General features: G+C 71.8%; 22 protein-coding genes. 6 read left to right on the top strand and 16 right to left on the bottom strand.

What is annotated here, in order from left to right:
- From SM452_RS26280 to SM452_RS26290, 3 genes are all read right to left on the bottom strand, one after another.
- A partial coding sequence (locus SM452_RS26280; RefSeq protein ID WP_463840916.1) for an alkene reductase occupies window positions 1–874 on the bottom strand: 874 nt, incomplete at its 3' end.
- A gap of 65 nt (window positions 875–939) precedes the next feature.
- A complete protein-coding gene (locus tag SM452_RS26285; RefSeq protein ID WP_463840956.1) occupies window positions 940–1,662 on the bottom strand; it encodes a zinc-binding dehydrogenase in 723 nt (240 codons plus the stop codon).
- Window positions 1,650–1,871 carry a hypothetical protein gene (locus SM452_RS26290; protein WP_463840917.1) on the bottom strand — a complete coding sequence of 74 codons (222 nt, stop codon included), beginning with the start codon at window positions 1,869–1,871 and terminating at the stop codon, window positions 1,650–1,652. Before SM452_RS26290 ends, SM452_RS26285 begins: the two co-directional genes overlap by 13 nt.
- Window positions 1,872–2,004: 133 nt before the next feature.
- Here SM452_RS26290 and SM452_RS26295 point away from each other — a divergent pair, with 133 nt between their 5' ends.
- Entirely contained in the window at window positions 2,005–2,562 is a 558-nt protein-coding gene (locus tag SM452_RS26295) for a MarR family winged helix-turn-helix transcriptional regulator (RefSeq protein ID WP_262012712.1), read from the top strand.
- Window positions 2,563–2,775: 213 nt separating this feature from the next.
- On the opposite strand, the gene SM452_RS26300 is transcribed toward SM452_RS26295, so the two are convergent.
- Window positions 2,776–3,399 carry a TetR/AcrR family transcriptional regulator gene (locus SM452_RS26300; RefSeq protein ID WP_463840918.1) on the bottom strand — a complete coding sequence of 208 codons (624 nt, stop codon included), beginning with the start codon at window positions 3,397–3,399 and terminating at the stop codon, window positions 2,776–2,778.
- Window positions 3,400–3,516: 117 nt separating this feature from the next.
- Here SM452_RS26300 and SM452_RS26305 point away from each other — a divergent pair, with 117 nt between their 5' ends.
- Genes SM452_RS26305 through SM452_RS26315 form a run of 3 tightly spaced genes read left to right on the top strand, consistent with a single transcriptional unit; the run spans window position 3,517 to window position 5,322 of the window.
- Window positions 3,517–4,203 carry an SDR family NAD(P)-dependent oxidoreductase gene (locus SM452_RS26305; protein WP_463840919.1) on the top strand — a complete coding sequence of 229 codons (687 nt, stop codon included), beginning with the start codon at window positions 3,517–3,519 and terminating at the stop codon, window positions 4,201–4,203.
- A gap of 53 nt (window positions 4,204–4,256) precedes the next feature.
- The gene (locus tag SM452_RS26310) at window positions 4,257–4,655 is read left to right on the top strand and encodes an ester cyclase (RefSeq protein ID WP_262012716.1); all 399 of its coding nucleotides are present in this window, start codon (window positions 4,257–4,259) and stop codon (window positions 4,653–4,655) included.
- A 13-nt stretch (window positions 4,656–4,668) separates the two neighbouring features.
- Window positions 4,669–5,322: an NADPH-dependent F420 reductase gene (locus SM452_RS26315; RefSeq protein WP_262012717.1), complete on the top strand. Its 654-nt coding sequence runs from the start codon at window positions 4,669–4,671 to the stop codon at window positions 5,320–5,322.
- Window positions 5,323–5,350: 28 nt separating this feature from the next.
- On the opposite strand, the gene SM452_RS26320 is transcribed toward SM452_RS26315, so the two are convergent.
- Entirely contained in the window at window positions 5,351–6,217 is an 867-nt protein-coding gene (locus SM452_RS26320) for a LysR family transcriptional regulator (protein WP_463840920.1), read from the bottom strand.
- Between the two features lie 95 nt (window positions 6,218–6,312).
- On the opposite strand from SM452_RS26320, the gene SM452_RS26325 reads away from it, so the two are divergent.
- Window positions 6,313–7,239 (top strand): MBL fold metallo-hydrolase, encoded by a 927-nt coding sequence (locus tag SM452_RS26325; RefSeq protein ID WP_463840921.1) that lies wholly within the window; start codon window positions 6,313–6,315, stop codon window positions 7,237–7,239.
- A gap of 59 nt (window positions 7,240–7,298) precedes the next feature.
- Here SM452_RS26325 and SM452_RS26330 read toward each other — a convergent pair whose 3' ends face one another.
- Entirely contained in the window at window positions 7,299–8,684 is a 1,386-nt protein-coding gene (locus tag SM452_RS26330; RefSeq protein ID WP_262012720.1) for a glycoside hydrolase family 6 protein, read from the bottom strand.
- 156 nt (window positions 8,685–8,840) lie between these two features.
- On the opposite strand from SM452_RS26330, the gene SM452_RS26335 reads away from it, so the two are divergent.
- Window positions 8,841–10,133 (top strand): GAF domain-containing protein, encoded by a 1,293-nt coding sequence (locus SM452_RS26335; RefSeq protein WP_355510257.1) that lies wholly within the window; start codon window positions 8,841–8,843, stop codon window positions 10,131–10,133.
- Window positions 10,134–10,202: 69 nt separating this feature from the next.
- On the opposite strand, the gene SM452_RS26340 is transcribed toward SM452_RS26335, so the two are convergent.
- From SM452_RS26340 to SM452_RS26385, 10 genes are all read right to left on the bottom strand, one after another.
- Window positions 10,203–11,699 (bottom strand): glycoside hydrolase family 130 protein, encoded by a 1,497-nt coding sequence (locus SM452_RS26340; protein ID WP_463840922.1) that lies wholly within the window; start codon window positions 11,697–11,699, stop codon window positions 10,203–10,205.
- Window positions 11,696–12,748 carry a glycosyltransferase gene (locus tag SM452_RS26345; RefSeq protein WP_355510261.1) on the bottom strand — a complete coding sequence of 351 codons (1,053 nt, stop codon included), beginning with the start codon at window positions 12,746–12,748 and terminating at the stop codon, window positions 11,696–11,698. The genes SM452_RS26340 and SM452_RS26345 overlap by 4 nt, the downstream gene beginning before the upstream one ends.
- A gap of 2 nt (window positions 12,749–12,750) precedes the next feature.
- A complete protein-coding gene (locus tag SM452_RS26350; protein ID WP_355510264.1) occupies window positions 12,751–13,881 on the bottom strand; it encodes a glycosyltransferase in 1,131 nt (376 codons plus the stop codon).
- 138 nt (window positions 13,882–14,019) lie between these two features.
- Window positions 14,020–15,033 carry a glycosyltransferase family 4 protein gene (locus SM452_RS26355; RefSeq protein WP_463840923.1) on the bottom strand — a complete coding sequence of 338 codons (1,014 nt, stop codon included), beginning with the start codon at window positions 15,031–15,033 and terminating at the stop codon, window positions 14,020–14,022.
- A complete protein-coding gene (locus tag SM452_RS26360) occupies window positions 15,030–15,203 on the bottom strand; it encodes a hypothetical protein (protein ID WP_262012726.1) in 174 nt (57 codons plus the stop codon). The genes SM452_RS26355 and SM452_RS26360 overlap by 4 nt, the downstream gene beginning before the upstream one ends.
- A gap of 67 nt (window positions 15,204–15,270) precedes the next feature.
- Window positions 15,271–15,636, bottom strand: coding sequence for a DUF5994 family protein (locus tag SM452_RS26365; RefSeq protein ID WP_262012727.1), 366 nt, complete (start codon window positions 15,634–15,636; stop codon window positions 15,271–15,273).
- Complete coding sequence (locus tag SM452_RS26370) at window positions 15,636–16,028, bottom strand: LapA family protein (protein WP_262012728.1); 393 nt, start codon at window positions 16,026–16,028, stop codon at window positions 15,636–15,638. Before SM452_RS26370 ends, SM452_RS26365 begins: the two co-directional genes overlap by 1 nt.
- Window positions 16,029–16,194: 166 nt before the next feature.
- Window positions 16,195–16,947 carry a SigB/SigF/SigG family RNA polymerase sigma factor gene (locus SM452_RS26375; protein WP_262012729.1) on the bottom strand — a complete coding sequence of 251 codons (753 nt, stop codon included), beginning with the start codon at window positions 16,945–16,947 and terminating at the stop codon, window positions 16,195–16,197.
- A gap of 188 nt (window positions 16,948–17,135) precedes the next feature.
- Window positions 17,136–17,960 (bottom strand): GAF and ANTAR domain-containing protein, encoded by an 825-nt coding sequence (locus SM452_RS26380; RefSeq protein WP_355510272.1) that lies wholly within the window; start codon window positions 17,958–17,960, stop codon window positions 17,136–17,138.
- A 48-nt stretch (window positions 17,961–18,008) separates the two neighbouring features.
- The gene (locus SM452_RS26385; protein WP_244253947.1) at window positions 18,009–18,227 is read right to left on the bottom strand and encodes a hypothetical protein; all 219 of its coding nucleotides are present in this window, start codon (window positions 18,225–18,227) and stop codon (window positions 18,009–18,011) included.
- Between the last annotated feature and the right edge of the window lie 117 nt (window positions 18,228–18,344).

The following is an 18,344-nucleotide window of genomic DNA, read 5'->3' on the forward strand; positions in this document are numbered from 1 at the left end:
TTCCGGGCGTGAACGGGTTGAGGATCAGCGGGCCGTCCCACCGGCGGCGCAGCTCGCGGGTGAGGTCGCGGTCGTCGGCCTCGGCGATGTGCAGGTAGGCCAGGCCGAGCGGGTTGAGGGTGTCGGCCAGCGCGGTGTAGGTGTGCTGGTGTGCGTCCTCGGTGATGTCGTTGAACGGGTTGGCGGGAGAGATCCTCAGTCCGGTCCGGTGGGCGCCGATCGCGTCGGCGACCGCGCGGACGACGTCGACGGTCAGCCGGCTACGGCCGGCGACCGTGCCACCCCAGCGGTCGCTGCGCCGGTTGGCATTGGTGGAGAGGAACTGGTGCAGCAGGTAGCCGTTGGCGCCGTGCACCTCCACGCCGTCGAACCCGGCGGTAACGGCGTTGCGGGCAGCGGCGGCGAAATCGCCGATGGTCGTGAGGATCTCCGCGTCGGTCAGCTCGCGGGGCGTGACGAAGTCCTGTGGGCCCTGCGCGGTGAACACCTTTCCGGCGGCGGCGACCGGTGACGCACCGACCGGGACGAGGCCCTCGGGCAGCAGGCTGGGGTGACCGATCCGGCCGGTGTGCATGAGCTGGGCGAAGATGACCCCGCCCTGGGCGTGGACGGCGTCGGTGACCTGACGCCACGCCGCTACCTGTTCGGCACTGTGCAGGCCCGGGGTGCTGGGGTAGCCCTGGCCGATCACCGAGGGCTGGATGCCCTCGGTGATGATCAGACCGGCGGAGGCGCGCTGGGCGTAGTAGGTGGCGGTGTCGGCGGTCGGCGCGGCGCCCGGGCCGTAGGCGCGGCTGCGGGTCATCGGCGCCATCGCGATCCGGTTGCTCAGCTTGGTGCCGGCGAGGCTGACGGGTTCGAATGCGGTCGTCATCGTGATCTGTCCTCCGTGCAGGGGGGTGGGTGGTGGCAGACGCCCCGCGAAGGGGGGCGGCTGACTCAGGGAATGAGGACGGTCTTGCCGGCCAGCCGACCGGCCTCCGACTCGTCGTGCACGGCGGCCAACTCGCGCAGGGCCCGCCGCTGGCCGACGTCGATGCGCAGGTCACCGGCGTCGACGCGGGCCACCAGCTGGGCGAGTTGGGCGGCGTCGCTGCGGACGAAGACCCGTACCGTGCGGATGCCGCGTCCGGGCTGCTCCGGGCCCGGAGCGGTGGTGCTCACGAAGGCGCCGCCGTCGGCGACCAGATCCACGAGTTCGACGCCCTGTGCGGGAGTGATGGGCGCCAGGTTCAGCACCACGTCGAACCGTTCGCCCGCCACGGCGTCGGTGAGCGCGGTGGTGGTGTGGTCGACGATCCGGTCGGCACCGTAGGAGAGCAGCCGGTCGCGGCTGCGCGCACTGGCGGTTGCGGTCACCTCGGCACCGGCCTGCTCGGCCAACTGGACGGCGTATCCGCCGACCGCGCCACCCGCACCGTTGACGACGATGCGCTGCCCGCTGGTCAGGCCGGCGTGCTCGAACAGCGACTGCCAGGCCGTCAGGCCGGCGGAGGGCAGGGCCGCAGCGTCGGCGAGTTCGCCGGTACGCGGCGCGGCGGCAAGCGCTTCGGCGGGGACGACCGCGTACTCGGCGGCCGCTCCCGGCGCGGCCATCGGCGCAAACGCCAGGACCGCGTCACCGACGTTCCAGTTGCCGGCGCCCTCGCCTACCTCGGTGATGGTTCCGGCGACGTCGAAGTTCGGCGTGTGGGGAAGGTCAGCGGGAAGACGTCCCGCAGGTAGCCGGCGCGGATCGCCACGTCCACCGGGTTGAACGAGGTGCCGGCCACCTGGACGACCACCTCTCCGGCTCCCGCCACCGGCCGTTCGGTGTCCTCATAGGTGAGCACGTCGCTGCCGCCGTGGGAGTGGTAGCGCACTGCCTTCATGGTGTCCTCCTCGGGTAACCGCTTCGAACTCGAAGCATGACTCGACACTAGGTCGCTTCGAGTTCGAAGCAAAGCCACGTGAGGAGTGACACCACTCACAATGCTGCGAGTTCGAAGCAGGTAAGGTGCGCACATGACATCCACCCGCACGGCGGGGGACGGCAGCGACGACGGGGTGCCACCGCTGCACCCCGAACAGCTGCAGACCTACTTCGCGCTCCTGGAGGCCGTCAGCCTGCTGCAACACCACGTCGAGCAGCAGCTACGCACCGAGGGCGGCATCAGCTACGTGCAGTTCCAACTGCTGGCCAACCTCGCGCGGTCCGAGACGCCGCTGACCATGACCCAGCTCGCCGACGGCGTCGTCTACAGCCGCAGTGGGCTGACATATCAGGCCGGACTGCTGGAGAAGGCCGGCCTGATCACTCGCAGCAGCTTTCCCGGTGACGAACGAGCCACCCTCGTCGCCCTGACCGACGCGGGCGCCGCCCTGTTCCGCCGGATCCTGCCCGGCCACATCGAGGTGTCGCGGCTGCTGCTGTTCAACCCGCTCTCCGACGACGACGTGCGTCACCTCGGCGACATCATGACCCGGGTACGCGACCACATGCGCGCGCTGCCGCCCCGCTCGGCCGCACCACGCAAGCGCCGCCCCAGGTCCACGCCGGACACCCCGGCCCAGGCCGACTGACCCGCTCCGCCGTCAGCCCGCCCGGACAGAGCAGTCCCCGCCGCTTTCCTCGGCACTACGCCGATCCCTCGTCGTACGTCCTCCACGTCGTGGCTGCCGCCGGTCAGGTTCAAACCCTTGTGCCACAACGAGATCAACGGCGTCCATGATGGAAGCCGTCGAGCGGGGAAGCTACCAACGCCACCCGAGAAGTAGCTGAGTGAATCCGGACGGTTACCCTCCGGAACCGGGATGGAGTGCCGCGACCGCTCGCATGGCGACGTCGACGGATGCCTGGAGGTCCTCGCAGCTCGCGCCGGCCGCGGCGTGGACGGCGTGACCCTCGCTGAGCGCCATCACGAAACGAGCGAGCGCCCGACTGTCCAGGCCGTCCGGGAGGTCCCCCTCCTTCGCCGCGCGGGACAGCCGCTCTTCGAGCGCGGCCTCGGTGGCCGCCCGGCCGGCGGCGAGGATCTCGGAGATGCGGGCGTTCTCCGGGGAGCAGGCCAGGCCGCCCTGGATGGAGAGACAGCCGGCGGGGTGGCCGCCGGCGGTCAGGTTGTCGGCGCTGGCGCGCAGGAAGGCTTCGATCGCGGCGTACGCGGTCGGCTGGTCGAGGGCGGCGCGCGCGTTCGCGAGGTTGGTCTCGTGGTAGCGGTCGAAGGCCCGCCTGAACAGCTCCTCCTTGCTGCCGAACGCGGCGTAGAGGCTGGGCCGGTTGATGCCCATCGCCCTGGTGAGTGAGCTCAACGACGCACCCTCGTAGCCCTGCTGCCAGAAGACCTCGGCGGCCCGGTCGAGGACCGTCTGCTCGTCGAAGGCCCGCGGCCGTCCCGGGGTCGGAGTCTCAGCGCTCATGCCTCGACTATACCGCTCGGTACAGAAGTGACCCAGCCCACGAACCGATCGGTACAGAAAGCTGTTACCGTGGTCCACGAACCGATCAGTACAAAACTGGGAATACGAGGGAACAGCATGACCGTCACGTTGATCACCGGCGCGAACAAGGGCATCGGTTTCGCGACCGCCAGACAGCTTCTCGACCTGGGGCACGTCGTCTACGTCGGAGCGCGCGACACCGGGCGGGGCGAGGAGGCCGCCTCGGCTCTGGGGGCACGGTTCGTGCCGCTCGACGTGACCGACGACGACTCGGTCACGAAGGCGCTGGCGACCATCGACGCCGACGAGGGGCGGCTGGACGTCCTCGTCAACAACGCCGGCATCGCCGAGAACGGCGTCGTCGACGGGCCGACCGCCCTGCGCGTCTTCGACACCAACGTGGTCGGGATCGTCCGGGTCACGGAGGCGGCGCTGCCGCTGCTGCGCCGGTCGTCCAATCCGAGAGTGGTCACGGTGTCGAGCAGCGCCGGCTCCTTCTGGGCGGTCACCAACCCCGACCGGCCGGAGTACCACCTGACGTCACCGCTCTACTCGGCGTCGAAGTCCGCCGCCACGATGATCACCCTCCAGTACGCCAAGTCCCAGCCGGGAATCAGGTTCAACGCGGTCGAGCCGGGCTACACCGCCACCGACCTGACCGCCGCGATCGGCGGCGGCAGGACCCCGGCGGAGAGCGCCCGGACCGTCGTACGCCTGGCGACGCTTCCCCCCGACGGCCCGACCGGAACCCTCCAGGACGACCTCGGGCCCCTGAGCTGGTAACCGTCCGCCCCGACCGCATCCGCACATCATCCGCACAGCAGAGGAAGAGTGACATGACTCAGCACGATCTCCGCGACTGGTACCTGCGCTACGTCGCCGCACTGAACGCCCACGAGTTCGACGGCATGGACGAGTTCATCAACGACACGGTGATGCTGAACGGCGAGCCGGGCACCCGGGACGACGTGCTCGCGGTGCAGAAGCACGACGTGGACGCCGTTCCGGACCTCCGCTGGGAGGTCAAGGAACTGCTGTTCGACCGCGACCGGATCGCCGTACGCGCGATCAACTACGGCACGCCGGTGAAGGAGTGGCTGGGCGTGCCGCCCTCCGGCGCCTCGTTCGAAATCGTCGAGTACGCCATCTACAAGGTCAGCGACGGGCGGTTCGTGCAGATGACCGCGCTGCACGACTCGGCCGAGATGCTGCGGCAGCTCACCGCCGCCCGCTGACGGACCACCGACGATGACATCCATCGGCATCATCGGCGCGGGCGAGGTCGGCAGCCAGCTCGCCCGCGCGGCGGTAGCGGCCGGGTACACGGTCGTGATCGCCAACTCGCGGGGACCGCACACGCTGACGGACCTCGTGGCCGAACTCGGGCCGTCGGCGCGGGCGGCGTACGCCGCGGAGGCGGCGGCAGCGGGCGACTTCGCGATCGTCGCCGTGCCACTCAAGGTCGTGAACGACATGCCGGTCGAGGAGCTGGCCGGCAAGGTCGTGCTGGACACGAACAACTACATGGTCTGGCGGGACGGGAACATCCCGGTCCTCGACTCGGGCGAGAAGACGGTCCACGAGCTGCGCCAGGAACAGCTCCCCACGTCGAAGGTCGCGAAGGCGTTCACCCACATCCAGGCGCCACGGCTGCTCACCTCGGCCCGGCCCGCCGGCGCGCCGGACCGGCTGGCGCTGTCCGTCTCCAGCGACCACCCGGAGGCGGTCGAGCTGGTGACACGGCTCTACGACCGGTTCGGCTTCGACACAGTGGACAACAGTCCGCTGAGTGAGTCCTGGCGTACCGGCCCGGGTCAGCCGGCGTGGCTCCGCCACGCGCACCAGAACCGCGAGGAGTTGGCGCGCAACCTGACGAGGGCGCGGCGGTTCGTCGCCGCGTGACTCCGGCCGCCCCCGCCCGGTGAGGTGCTCACCGGGCGGTGGCGACGTCGACGAAGCCGTGCACGAGTGACCTGCGGTCGCGGCGCCGCCACGCCACGACGAGCGGGCTCGGCACCACGCCGTCCACCGGGACGACGACGATGCCGGGGACCGGAGTGATGGCGAGCGGGGCCAGCCCGATCGAGTCCGACCACAGGACCGCCTGGATGCACTCGCGGACGGTCCGCACCACCGTGTCGGTGCCGTCCGCGGGTGCGCGACCACCGGTCCAGTAGTCCCGCCACACGGGGTCGACGGTGTCCGGGACGCGGAACCAGCGGCGGTCCCGCAGCTCGTCGAGCCGCACCCGGTCCCGGGACGCGAGCGGGTCGCTCGCACGCAGGACGACCCCGACCGGATCCCGGCGGAGTTCGGCAACGGCGACCTCGCCGGCGGTGAACGGCCCCCGGGTGAGCGCGACGTCGACCAGACCGCGGTCGACGCCCACCGTGGGGTCGGTGAGGTCGCCCTCGACGACGCGGATCTCGACGCCCGGGTACCGGGAGCGGAAGGCGTCGATCAGGGTGCCGCCGGCCCGGTCCACGCTGTCCGCGAGCGTCCCGATGGTGATGGTGCGCGGCTCGGCCGCCGGAGCGACGAGCGACGGCAGGGACTCGATCCGGGCGAGCAGCTCGCGCGCCTCCGGGAGCAGCACCTGACCGGCCGGCGTCAGCGTCATGCCCCGGACCGAGCGGGTGAACAACTCGACGCCGAGTTCGACCTCCAGGCGCTGGATCGCCCGGCTCAGGGGCGGCTGCGAGATGTGCAGGCGGGCCGCGGCGCGGCCCACGTTGAGCTCCTCGGCCACCGCGACGAAGTAGCCCAGAGAGCGCATGTCCACCACCGGAGGGACCATACCCTCAAGGTATTGCCGCCGCAGATCAGGTGTTGGACGCCGACGCGCCACCGGCTGTCGAATCGACCGGTGAGAAACGCGAAGAGGCACGACAGATGATCTACGTGTGGAGCGCTGTCGCGCTCGCCGCTGTGGCCGCCGCGCTGGTCACCGTCCGGTCGTTCCGGCCCGCGCCCCTTCCGGGGCCGGAACCGTGGACGGGTCCGCTGCCCGACGCCGCACCGCCACCCGAGATGGCGATCTACCAACTGCCCACCGGGACGTACGAGAATCGGGCTTTCCTGGCCTACCGCGGCGGCGCGTTCGGCGACCGGCGACGGTTCGCCGCCACCGCCGTGCTCGTCCGGCACCCGCGCGGTGACCTGCTGATCGACGCCGGGTTCGGCGCGGACGTCGAGGCGCACATCGCGGCCATGCCGTCCTACCGGCGCACCCCGCACGAAGTCGGCGCGACGGTCCGGGAGCAGTTGCGGGCGCGGGACTACGACATGGCACGGCTGCGGGGCGTCGTCATCACGCACGCCCACTGGGATCACGTCAGCGGCCTGGCCGACCTCGACGTGCCCATCTGGCTGAACCCCGCGGAGGGCCGGTACGTCGACCGGGCCACCGACGCCGCCGTGTTCCGGGAGGTCGCGAGCCACCGCCGGATCCACCACTACACGTTCGACGGGCCGCCCTACCTCGGCTTCCCCGCCAGCCACGACGTCCACGGCGACGGTTCGGTGGTGATCGTGGAGGCGGGCGGCCACACGGACGGCTCGGTAGTGGTCTTCGTCAACCTCCCCGACGGCAGCCGATACGCCTTCATCGGCGACCTGACGTGGCAGATGGAGGGTGTGACGCTCCGGGCGGAGCGTCCGGCGCTGCTACGGATGCTGGCGGACGTGGACGCGACGCGGGTCCGGGAGGGCCTTCAGCGCATCATCGCCCTGGCCGACCTGATGCACGTGGTGCCGGCCCACGACGTCCGCGCCCACGATCCGATTCCGCTGTGGACGGCGGCGGAGGGCCAGGGCTGACGACGAGAGGCCCGGCGCGGAGAGCGATCCTCCGCGCCGGGCCCCGGGATCGGTTCCGGTCAGGCTGCGCAGGTGGCGGTAGCGCCCTGGCCGGTGCCGGTGCCCTGGAAACCGAAGTTGGTCGTCTGGCCGGCGCCGACCTGCCCGTTGTAGCCCACGTTCGTGAACCGGACGGTGCCGCTGGTGCCGCTGGCCTGGGCGTTCCAGGTGCCGGTGATCGCGGCGCCGCCGGGCAGCGCGACGGTCACGGTCCAGCCGTTGATGGCCGCGGAGCCGGCGGTGACGTTCACGCTGGCGGTGAAGCCGCCGTTCCACTGGTTGATCGCGACCGACGCGGAGCAGCCGTTACCGGCCGGCGGCGGCGTGGTCGGCGGCGCCGTGGTGGGCGGCGCGGTCGTCGGCGGGGCCGTGGTCGGCGGAGCGGTCGTCGGCGGGTTGGTCGTCGGCGGCGCGGTGGTGGGCGGGTTCGGCGCGCCGTTCGCGAGGCTGAAGGCCAGGTCCGGCTGGAACGAACCGGCCGTGTAGCGGCAGCCGTCGGCCTCACCCGGGGGCTTCACCCAGAGGTACGCGTCGATGTTGGCGTCGCCGGTGTTCGTCGTCGGGTACTGCCCGATGCGCCGGTCGGTGTTGTCGTCGGCGCACCAGTCACCGGCGGCTCCCCCGTTGCGGCTGGTGTCGATGACCTGCCGCTTGCCGGAGATGCCCATGCCGTTGAGCGCGGAGATGACCGCCCGGCCGAAGTTCGCCTCGCTGGAGGTGGGGTTGAAGTTCGACACGTTGGTGAAGAAGCCGTCGGCGTACTGCACGCCGGCCGCGCGGAGCCGGTTCGCAGTGTCGTTGGCGCTGTTCCAAGTCGAGTGGCCGCCGTCGAGGTACACCTTGGCGTTGGGGTTGGCCGACTTGATGGTCTGGGTCGCCGTGGTGAGCGCCTGGTTGCGGGCGTTCAGCTCACCGGTGCTCAGGCAGGTCTGGAGCGCGAGCGAGTCGGTCTCCAGGATGATCAGGACGGTCTGGTTGCCGAGTCCGCGGGCGAAGTTGGACACCCAGGTCTGGTACTGGTTGAGGTCCGGCGCCCCGCCGGCGCTCGCGCCGCCGCAGTCCCGGTTGGTGATCTCGTATACCGACAGCACCGGGATCTGCTGCGCCGAGTTGGCGGCGCCGATGAACGCGGAGACCTCGGACTGGATGGTCGACGGGTTGAAGTTGGCGTACCAGCGGGCCTGCGGCTGGCTCGCGATCTTGTCGCGGATGACGGCGGCGCGCGAGTCGCCGGGGTTGGCGGCGACCCAGCGGACGACCGCCGAGGACGGGTCGCGGTAGAGCGATCCGGACACGGTGCCGGCGGACGCGCCGCCGACGGCGAGACCGACGCCGGCCGCGGCGAGCCCCGCGACCGCGGCCACGCTGATGGCCGCTGAACTGCGGCGGGATGAGAGGATAGCCACGTCGTGTTTCCTCCTGATCAAATAGATGTATCTAAGTTCATGGGAGCGTTCCCACGACGGTAACGGAGGCGGGCGTCGATGCCAAGATGTGAACGCCGGCCACTGCCCCGTAATCTGGCGACGGTCGACGAGGCGGGCGTGGGAGGAAGACCAGGCATGACGGCGCTACCAGGCCAGCACCTGCCTACGGCGGGTTCGCCGGTCGCCGGGCGGCCCGCGGACGAGGATCTGCGGACGCTGTTCGGCAAGTCCATCGCCGTCTTCGCCGCGCTCGCCGGGCCGACGCACGTGGTGGAGGCGGCGAACCCGGCGTTCTTCACCGCCATCGGCGAGGAACGGGCCCGTACCGGGGTCGCGCTCGCCGAGCTGATGCCCGAACTCGACGGCCAGGGCTTCATCGCCCTGCTGGACGAGGTCTACCGCACTGGCGAGTCGTACACCGGCCACGACGCCCGGATCATGCTGGGCACCGGGTCGCAGGCGCGGGAGGCGTTCTTCGACTTCACCTACGAGGCACGCCGCGACGCCGACGGCACGGTGACCGGGATCCGCGTGATCGGCGTGGAGACCACGCAGGTCAAGCACGCGCAACGGCTGATGGCCGAGCACCGCGCCATGCTGGAGCAGATCGCCCGGCAGGCGCCGCTGGCCGAGGTGCTCGACGGGATGGCCCGCTGCATCGAGAACCTCGCGCCGCAGGAGGTGCTCGTCTCCGTCCTGCTCGCCGACGCCGACGGCCGGCACCTGCGCCACGGCGCCGCGCCCAGCCTGCCCGACTTCTACAACCAGGCCATCGACGGGATCGCCACCGGTGAGGGTGTCGGCTCGTGCGGCACCGCCGCGCACCGGCGGGAACCGGTCGTCGTCACCGACATCGCCACCGACCCGTTCTGGGCCGACTTCCGCGACCTGGCCGAGCGGGCCGGGCTGGCCGCCTGCTGGTCCACGCCGATCCTGGCCCGTGACGGCGGCCTGCTCGGCACATTCGCCATGTACCACCGCACCCCGCGCGTCCCGCGCGACGCCGACCTGGCGCTCGCCCGGGTCTTCACCGGCACCGCCGCCCTGGCCATCGAACGCCACCACATCGAACAGGCGAAGGCCGACGCGGACGCCCGCGCCCGGGCCGCCCACGACGAGCTGGCCCGGGTGGTGCGGGCGGAGCGGGAACTACGCGCCGAGGCGGAACAGCGCGCCGCCGCGGCGGCGGAACTCACCGCCCGGCTGCGCGCCGCCGCCGCCGCGCAGGCCGCCACTCCGCGCCCCGAGCGGTGTCAGCTCGGCGGCGGCGACGGCTGCACGGCACCCGCCGAGATCAAGATCGCTGACTCGTGGGGCGACTCGGCGTGGGGCTGTCCGCTCCACGTCGAGGAGGCAATCATCAACGTGCGTTCGGTCTTCATCGCCAACGAGGAACTCGGCGGCCTGGCCGCCTACCTCAACCGCTGACCACCGGTCGATCCCGCGCCCGGGAAGCGTCGACGCCGCGCCGGGGCCTGGAGCGGGCGCGTCCTTCGTCTACTCCGCCGCCTGGGCGGAGGGGCCGTGCGGCGATCGCACCATCGCCCCGATGAGCACGGCCAGCGGCACGGTGGCGAAGCCGACCCGGGCGTCGCTCGCCCCGTACGGCAGCCACAGCTCGCCTGCGTGGACGAGCCCGCCGCAGGAGTAGACGACGTTCGGTACGTATCCGTCCCGGTCTGCCTCGTCGGGTGACAGGAGCGCGCCGGGAAGCCGTGCGACGACCCGCTCCGGCCGGCGCAGGTCCAGCAGGAGCGCGCCGATGGCGTAGCGGCGCATCGGGCCGACGCCGTGGGTGAGCACCAGCCAGCCGTCGTCGGTCTCGATGGGCGACCCGCAGTTGCCGACCTGGATCAGCTCCCAGCTGTCCCGGGGGGCGTGCAGCGGCACCGGTTCCTGCCACCGGTTCTCGCCGTTCAGACAGGTCAGGCCGATGGTCTCGCCGTCGGCGCGGCACAGGGCGAGGTGCCGGCCGCCGACGGTACGGGGGAACAGCGCGACGCCCTTGTTGCGGACGCCCGGCCCGCGCATCGGGGTGACCTCGAATCGGCGCAGGTCGGTGCTGGCCAGCGCGCGGGTGGCGATGCGCCGGCCGTCGTAGGCGGTGTAGGTGGCCCGGTACACCGGTCCGTTCTCGTCGGTGAACCGCACGAACCGGGCGTCCTCCATGCCGTTGCTCTCCGCCGGCGTGGCCGGCCAGAGCACCCGTTGATGCAGGGCGGTGTCGGCGGGGAAGGCGGTGGCGTAGCCGGCGGCGTTGGTGCGGCGCAGTTGTTCGAGACTGGCCATCCCGCCACTGCGGGACAGCAGGTCCGGTGGCAGGTCGCCGAGCACCCGCTCGAAGGTGGCCTCGTCGTACCGTTCGGGCAGGGCGTCCAGCACGGTGGCGGTGATCTCGTTGTCGCAGTCCACCTCGGCCAGGCCGGCGGCCAGGAGGTCCCGCCGGTGCCGTACGCCGGTCCGCTGCCCCACCACGAGCGGACCCGAGCGTTCGGCGACTGTCAGTCGGCGTCCGGGTCCGAGGACGGCGGTGGCGAAGCCGATGGACGACAGGTGGCCCTCGCCGATCTGGCGCAGGCTGACCGCGGCGCGTACCTGCCCGGCGCTCAGACCGGTCTGATCGGGGTGGACCACCATCGACGGGTTGCACAGCGCGGCGGACTCGACCGCGTACTCGTGACTGAAGTAGGCGCCGACCAGGAGACGGGCGGCGGGGGAAAGGTCCCAGGCCCGGGCGGCGCGGTGCCGCACCAGGTCGTAGTGGTGGTGAAGCCGGCCGTCCAGATCCCGGTGCCGAGCTCCGAAGCGCTCGAAGGTGCCCCGCAACAGACGGCCGGTCTCCTCCTCGTCGAGGTGCGCGACGCGGTCGATGAGCGCCCTCGCGCGGCTGCGTACCAGGGCGGCGTCCTCGCCCGGGACGAAGAGTTTGAGAATCACCCGGCGTGGGTCCGGGGTGAGGACGACGTCCTGCCGGACGGCCAGGCTCCCGGTCACGACCACCGCCGGGCGTGCTGCAGGGTGGAGATCAGCGCGAGGGTCGACTCGGCGCCCTGGTTGGCGTTCGGCCCGTGCGTGGTCAGACCGTCGTAGGCGCCGCCGGTCGCCGGATCCCACATCCGCGTGCCGGTGTCGTTCTCACCGAGGAACCACCCCACCGCCTGCCGTATCCCGGCCTCCCAACCGGGATCGCCGGTGACCTCGGCGGCCGTGGCGCAGGCGTCGGCGAAGGCGGCGACCTCGATCGGTTGCTGGTCGTGGCGCAACCGCGCCGCGCCGCGCTGCCACCCGCCGGCGGGTATGACCGACAGCCGCCCGTCGCGCAGTTGGACCTCACGCAGCCAGGCCAGCATCCGTAGCCCGTCGTCGAGGGAGGGACCGCCGTGACGCAGCTGGCTGGCGGCGACGACGACCTCCGCGAGGGCCGCGCTGGCGTAGGTCAGCCCTTGCTGCGGCCAGGGCCACCGCGGGTCGGATCCGGGGCGGCCGATCGTCGTCGCGGCGTCCGTCAGCAGCGCGGCAGCGGCAGCGTGGGCGGGGTGGCGGCGAAGCACCTCGACCGCGCCGAGCCCGGCGAAGGCCATCGTGTGCGGCGCCGGGGAGCGCCGGTTGGCGCCCCGGCTGAAGGCGACGAGTGCCTCCTCCCGGATCCAGGCGGCGGGACTGCGGGCAGCGGCGGTGCCGAGCCCCCACAGCGCCCGGCCCCACCAGTCGCCGAGGCCGGCCTCGTCGGTCCAGCGCCGGTCGTGCCCGAGCCGGTTGTGAAAGGCGCCGCCGACGTCCTGGGCGTGGGTCAGGAAGGCGAGGTAGCGCTCGGCGAGCCGCAGCACCTCCTCGGCCGGCTCCGGTTCGCGGCTGGTGACAACCAGGCCGCGGGCGACATCGTCGGTGCAGTAACCGTGCTCGCGCCGGACGATGGCGTGCCGGGCGTGTTCGAACAGCCCGGTGTCGTCACTCAACCGAATCAGGTGCGCGAAGCTCGGCCGGGGCGTCGGCTGCCGGCGGCCGGTTTCCGGCACGCTGGACAGACCAGTGGTCGCGGTCACGCCTATGCCGCACTGGCCGCGGTAAGGCGGGCGGCGACGAGCCGTTCGGCGAGGGCGCCGTAGCGGGCCGCCACCGCCGGCCAGCGCAGGTCCGAGGCGATCGGGCGGACGCGGCCGGCCAGCCGGGCCGCCAGGCCCGGTTCGCTGAGGATCCGCCGGATCGCGGCGGCCAGCGCCGCCGGATCCCGATGGGGTACGACCAGACCGGGGCCGCCGGTGAGCAGTTCGACGGCGTGCGGGAAGGCGGTGGCCACGACGGGCACCCCGGCGGCCACCGCCTCGACCAGCACACCTGAGGTGACCTGTTCGCGGGAGTCGTAGGGCAGCACGACCACATCGGCGGAGCGGATCAACCGGCCGAGGGCGGCTTGGTCGTGGTAGACGTCCTGGTAGTCCACGGCGTGGGCGATGCCGAGCTGCGCGCCGAGCCGGTGCAGTCCCGACCGGTACGCCTCCCCGTGTTGCTCGACCACCTTCGGGTGGGTCCGGCCCGCGACGGTGTAGGTGGGGGTCGGGTCGAGGTCCTGCAACCGCGCGAGCGCCTGCAACGACCACTCGACGCCCTTGCCGGGGCCGAGCAGTCCCCAGGTCAGCAGGTGTGGGCGGGTACGGCGGTCGGCGGGCACGCGGACGTGCTCGGCGGCGCCGTGCGGGATGACAGTGACCTTCTCCGGCCGTACGGAGTAGCCGACGAGCAGCCGGTCGCGAGCCGTGCCGGTCATCGTGACGACCGCTCCGGCGGCGGCGACGATCTGCTCAAGCAGGGACTTCTGCCGGGCGGTCGGACGGCGGAGCACGGTGTGCAGGACCACGATGCTGGGCACGGTGAGCCGGCGCAACACCGGCAGGACGTCCTCGCCGTCGGCCCCGGGGTAGATGCCGTACTCGTGCTGCACGACGGCCACGTCGAAGGCGTTCAGGGCGGCTGCGGCGTCCCGCCAGCCGGCCTGGGTGCACGTCGACCAGGTGTGCACGACCCCGGGCCCGGCCCGCTGGTCGTCGCCGCGGTCGGTGACCCGGACGATGCCACCGCGCGTGCCGTCGGCGGTCAGGTGGGCGGCGAGGGTGGAGTTGAAGGTGGCCAGTCCACACCGTGTCGGCGGGTGGGTGCTGAGAAATCCGTAGCTGGGCATGGGTGTCGGGCCTTCCGGTTGTCGGCCACCTCCGGGGTACGGGGACGAGCCTCACGCGGTATCGGCGTACGCCGGCCAGCGTGTGTGGCCGGCGGAACGGATTCGGGAGCTGCCCGGCGCGGGGCGCCCCCGGCAGGTTCAGCGTCTCGGTCGACGGATGAGGTCGTCGTAGACGGCAAGGTATTCGGTGGCCATCCGGTCGCCGCCGAAGCGCTCCCGGGCCCGCGCCCCACAGGCGGCCCGGTCCAGCTCGGCAGCCCGGGTGACGGCGTCGACCGCCTGCTCGACGGTGTGCACGAGGAAGCCCGTCAGCCCTTCGTCGACCACCTCCGGCATGGATCCTCGCGCGTACGCGACGACAGGCGTGCCGCAGGCCATCGACTCCACCACGGACAGCCCGAACGGCTCGTCGAAGGCGATCGGGTGCAGCAGCGCGGCGCTCGCGCCCAGCACCTCCGCACGTCGTTTCGGGCCGACCGAGCCGAGGAAGACGACCTGGTCGCCGTCGATGTGCGGGGCCACCTGTTCGGCGAAGTACCGCTCGTCCTGCACGATGCCGCAGATGGTCAGCGGCCGTCCGGCGCGGCGGGCGATCTCGATGGCGGTGTGGATGCCCTTGTCCGGATGGATCCGGCCGAAGGCGGCCAGTCCCGGGCCCGCCTCCCGCCTCAACGGCAGCCCGGTGAGGTCGACACCGTGGTACACCGTGGCGACGTAGTCGAGTTCCGCGCTCCGGTCGGCGTCGGAGATCGACACGTAGGACGAGCGGGCCCGGGCGTACGCGGGGAGGATGCCCGCGCCGGAGAAGCCGTGCACGGTGGTGAGCAGCGGAGCACGACAGTGTTCGGCGAACGCCAGCGGCAGCCAGTCGAGATGACTGTGCACCAGGTCGAACCGGCCGGAACGGGCCATCGCGTGGGACACGTGCATCGCCTCCCACACCCGCCCGTCCATTCCCGGGTCGTCGGCGTAGCCACGGGGGCACACGCCGTCGAGGGCGGCGGACGTGACGGAGTCGAGTGTCGCGAAGAGGGTCACGTCCACGCCGCGAGTGACCAGCCCTTCGGCGAGCAGCCCGGTCACCTGCTCCCAGGGACCGTAGTGGTGCGGGGGTGTCCGCCAGGCGATCGGCCCGAGCAGGGCAACCCTCACCAGGACCGGGTGGCGGCGAGGTCGGCCGGATCGAGACGCAGGGTGGCGAGCAGCCCGGCGTGCTGGTCGGAATCCACCAGCTCCGGCAGTTCCCGCTCGACCCATTCGGCCCTGACCTTCTGCCCGCGCTCGCGCAGCGCCGCAGCGATCCGGTATCTGGCGATCCTCATCGGTACCCCCTTGTGAAGCGGTGCGGAACGGTCATGGCCCGCCCTCGGGCCGGGCTGGCCCAGGCGTTCAGGCCCGGACCGGCGCTGTCACGGCCAGGTCGATCCGCAGATTCGGCGTGCCTGTCAGGATCACCCGCTCGGCGTCGAGGGTGGCGAACCAGCCCACCCGCACCACGGTGCCGCCGACACCGATCCGCGTCGGATGGCTGTCCCAGGCCGCCGGCGGAAGCATGACCCGTTCGATCACGCCGTCGCCTCGGGCGGCGAGCGCGGTGATCAGGCTGGACAGTTCGACGACCGGGTCTCGTGACGTGGGCCACCAACCGCCGTCGAACATCGCGCGGCTGGACGGTGGATCGGCCAGCCGCAGGCGTGCCGTCGGCAGGTCACTGGTGCAGACCCACGTCATGCGGTCCTGGGCTGAGCGGACCATCAGTTCCGTCCCTCTCGTACGCCGGCGTCCGGGTCGGTGCCGGCGAGGTCTGGACGGGTGCCGGGGGTGGCGCGGCGCCTGCGGGTCGCCAGCCGCAGCTGGATGACGCGTCGCGTGGTGGTCTGGACGGTCACCAGTAGCACGCCGAACACCGCGGCCAGCAGCAGCGCGACCCCCATCGGGAGCTCCCCGCTCGCACCGAAGAAGTGCACGGTCGTGCGTTGACCGTTCTGCAGGATGAAGATCAGAAGCAGGAGCAGCACCACGGCGAAGGCCGTGATCGCGACCAGCGATCCCGGGGCGCGGACGCGCGGCACCGGACGGGGCCGGTTGTTGATCTCAGGTGTGGACCGCACGGTGGCGGAGCGGGTGGAGTCGGCGAACCTGGTCATGGTGGACCTCATCTCGGCGGTGGTGCGCGAACAACGCGAACCGGGAGCCGTCGGGGTCCGGGACGACATCCTGAGCCTACCCGCGGCCTGACCGATCGGTACGTCCAAGATGTCGGAACTACCCCTCTGGCCGAACACGTACCGTCAGAGCCCGGCCGGCGACCGCTCAGCGGAGCATCCCGGCTCTCAGCTGGGCCAGAGAGCGCGTCAGCAGCCTGGAGACGTGCATCTGCGACAGCCCGACCCGGGCGGCGATCTCTGCCTGGGTCAGGTCACCGTAGAACCGCATGGTCAGGATCCGACGTTCACGTAGGGGAAGCGCCGCGAGGAGTCCTCGGAGGGTGAGGTGGTCGTCCACTGCCGCGTATCCCGGATCGGCGGCGCCGACGTGTGCGATCCGCTCGACACCGTTGCCCCCGGGCCGTGGCTCGTTCACCGACTGCAGACGATAGAAGTCGAAGGCGGTGACAGCGGCCACGATCTGGGGGACAGTCACCTCCAGGTGGTCGGCGAGCTCTGCGTCGGTTGGTTCGCGACCGTGCCGCTGCCCGAGCTTGCTCCGCGCCTCCGGCACCCGGGCGCTCAGTTCCTGCATCGATCGCGGGGGCCGGATCGCCCAGGCCGAATCGCGGAAGTGTCGTCGGATGCCGCCGAGGATGGTCGGGATGGCGTAGCCGGCGAACGGCGCGCCCAGGTCGGTGTCGTAACCGTCGACGGCTTTGATCAGACCGAGCGCGCCGACCTGAGCCAGATCCTCGTATGACTCTCCGCGGCCGGTGTAGCGGCGGGCCAGCCGGTCCGCCATCGGCAGGTTCGCCTCGATGATCCGGGCTCGCAGCCGGGCCCGGTCGGGATCTTCGGGGCTCAGGGCCGCGCGTCGACGCAACAGCTGTTCACTCGCCCCCGTTGCCGGGGTCACTGTCGGAGGGGACGGCACGGCCGGCGGTGTCACGATTGTGGTGACCATTGTCCTGTGCCCCTAACGGGCTGGTGGCGGCGAGACTGGCGGCCACCGGGGACCCGGGCGACACCGTCACCGTACGCCTTCATCCCCCCGGCCGAAACCCGGGCGGCCCGGCGAAGCACCCTCAGGTGTCGAACCGGTCGTCAGTCGGACTTGTCGGCGACCGGTACCGGCGCGAGCTGCTCGGAGCCGTCGACGATCGCCTGGGCCAGTTCGGACAGCCGCCGGTTGCGGCTGCGGGCGCCGTCGCGCAACATCGCGAAGGCCTGGCCGACGTCCACCTGGAGGCGCTCGGCCAGAATGCCCTTGGCCTGTTCGATCAGCACACGGCTGTTCAGGGCGGTCTGCAGCTGCTCGGTGACGATGTCGCGCTCGTGGATGGCACGGTGTTGCAGCAGTCCGATGGTGGCCACGTCGGCGAGCGCCCGGGCGATGCGGAGCCTGCCCTGGTCGACAGCTCCCGGCCGGACGTCGAAGAGGCTCAGCGCGCCGATCACCTCGGAACGCAGGCGCATGGGCAGGGCGTGCACCGCAGCGAATCCGACCTCGGCCGCGGCGGCGCTGAACCTCGGCCATCGGGCGGCGGTCAGGGTCAGGTCGGCGACCGACACCGGTTGCCCGGAGGTGAAGCAGTCGAGGCAGGGCCCCTGGCCGGTCTGGAGCTGGAACAGCTCCAGCTGCCGGGTGCGTTCGGAGGAGGCGGCGACCACCCGCAACGTGGCGCGCTTGTCGGTCAGGAGCAGCCCGGCCGCCGACACATCCAGCAGCTCGACACACCTCTCGGTCAGCCCCTGCAGGAACTCGATCACGTCGAAGTCGTCGACCAGAGTGTCGGCCATCTCCACGAAGACGTCGGCCAGCTGGATCTCGGTCATCTCGGTCACCTCGCCGATCAGCGGTCCCGCGGTCGGACCGCCGAGCGGCGCGTCATCGCCCTGGCGGACCAGATGCACGTGGTGCCCGCCCACGACCCGATTCAGAGGTAGGTCTCTGCGTCCGTCACCCTGGATGACGGCCTAGCGCCGGGCCGGCTCGCCGGCCGACTCGCGAGCGAAGCGCTCTGCGGTGAACGGGCTCCGCAGGCGGGTCATGGATTCGGCGCTGATGTCCGCGATCGGACTGCGCTCGTCGTCGGTGACCCCGAACCTCTCCGCACGGAAGGGATTCAAGGCGAACGTATTGTCGGGCACGAGGTGCTCCAAGGGAATCTGCACGGCAGCGCTCGACTCAGTCATCGCGGCTGGGAAACCGTGGGAAAAGCAAGGGGTCGGCGATCAGCCGCCGGTACCCCGTATCGACAGCCTAGCGCGCATCGGCCGACCGGGCCCGTCACGGTCGAAATCGGCGACGTT

The organism is Micromonospora sp. SYSU B005, assembly GCF_055362685.1.